Genomic DNA, 1348 nt, shown 5'->3' on the forward strand with positions numbered 1-1348 from the left:
TGCCGCTTAGCAGAGCGTTATGTGAATAGGGAAAGGAGTACAGAAGGATGATGGAATCGAATGTTTTTGAACGCACTAACAACGGAGAGCAAGAAGTAAGCTCTCGGCTGTATAATTTTACGATTGGAGCGGTGCTGTGTTGGGGCTTTTGGATTAACTGGTTAATGGTTGGGAATATCCCGGTTGAGTCAATTGCAGCTATTAATCCTTGGGTCTTTTTCATCGGCTATTTTGCGAGTTGCTTCTTTGGAGTCTACTTATTCAGTAAATCTTCGAACCCATTGGTTAGTTTTGTCGGCTACAACTTTGTAGTTGTTCCTTTTGGATTAATCATCAACTTAGTTGTATCACGCTATGACCCATCCTTGGTTTTAAGTGCGATTAAGGTTACAGGTCTAGTGACTGGAATGATGATGCTACTGGGAACAATTTTCCCTGCATTTTTCCAAAGAATCGCTGGTGTATTAACTATTGCGTTAGTAGTTGTACTTGTGGTCGAGCTCTTTCAAATATTTGTACTTGGAATCCACCAAGAATGGATAGACTGGGCTGTTGTTATCCTTTTCTGTGGTTACATTGGTTATGACTGGGGACGAGCCAATCAAATTCCCAAAACATTAGACAATGCAGTAGATAGCGCAGCAGCGCTATACATGGATATTATTAACCTGTTCTTGAGAATACTTAGAATCATGGGGCGCAAATAGAATTCACATAACAAACGGTTCAAGTGGATTCGTAACGCTCGGCATTTTTGGCGTCAATTTGGACTTATGTGATTAAGGTGGTTAATTTTAGTTCGGTGGTGCGTCACTCACCACTTAACCGGGCGTTAGCAGTTCAAGGAGGACGAAATGATTGAAAGAAAGCGAGGCATTTATCAAGGTCGAAATAAGTCCTCTGCATATAAAGACTTAGTTTGGACGGTTGCGACTTCATCGGACACAACATTAGATATTGTTGGTCAAACCAAACTCACGCTGGAAACGATAGAGCGAAATCTAGAGGAACTGGGTTCAAATAAAACTCAAATTGTCAGCGCTCAAGTGTTTATCGCAAATATGCTAGATAAACCCAAAATGGATAACGTTTGGTGTGAATGGTTAGGTGAAAACCGCGAACATTGGCCTCAACGAGCATGTCTTGGTGTTGCATTAGAAGGTGATGTGCTTATTGAAGTTACAGTAACTGCGGTAAGGCGTTAGAACACTGCTAACAAACAGTTCAAGTGGGATTCAGCACGCGTGGCATTTTTGCTATGCGTTTGATTTCGGTGTTGAAGTGCAATGCGGAAACTTGGTCATTGCGTGCTTCACCCCTTAACTGGGCGTTAAGACTCGCTGTGATT

The 1348-nt window shown here is 42.0% G+C and carries 2 protein-coding genes; both read left to right on the forward strand.

The window, feature by feature from the left end; all coding sequences use genetic code 11:
- The first annotated feature begins 47 nt into the window (after positions 1-47).
- Positions 48-707 carry a Bax inhibitor-1 family protein gene (locus tag ACP45E_RS20860; protein ID WP_017033294.1) on the forward strand — a complete coding sequence of 220 codons (660 nt, stop codon included), beginning with the start codon at positions 48-50 and terminating at the stop codon, positions 705-707.
- A 147-nt stretch (positions 708-854) separates the two neighbouring features.
- The gene (locus tag ACP45E_RS20865; protein WP_017037622.1) at positions 855-1205 is read left to right on the forward strand and encodes a RidA family protein; all 351 of its coding nucleotides are present in this window, start codon (positions 855-857) and stop codon (positions 1203-1205) included.
- The last annotated feature ends 143 nt before the right edge of the window (positions 1206-1348 follow it).

It is taken from the genome of Vibrio genomosp. F10 str. 9ZD137, assembly GCF_049974785.1.
Lineage (GTDB): Bacteria > Pseudomonadota > Gammaproteobacteria > Enterobacterales > Vibrionaceae > Vibrio.

Bases quoted from the DNA above. Each gene is read 5' to 3' on its own strand.
- ACP45E_RS20860 (WP_017033294.1), top strand. From the start codon at position 48: ATGATGGAATCGAATGTTTTTGAACGCACTAACAACGGAGAGCAAGAA.
- ACP45E_RS20865 (WP_017037622.1), top strand. From the start codon at position 855: ATGATTGAAAGAAAGCGAGGCATTTATCAAGGTCGAAATAAGTCCTCT.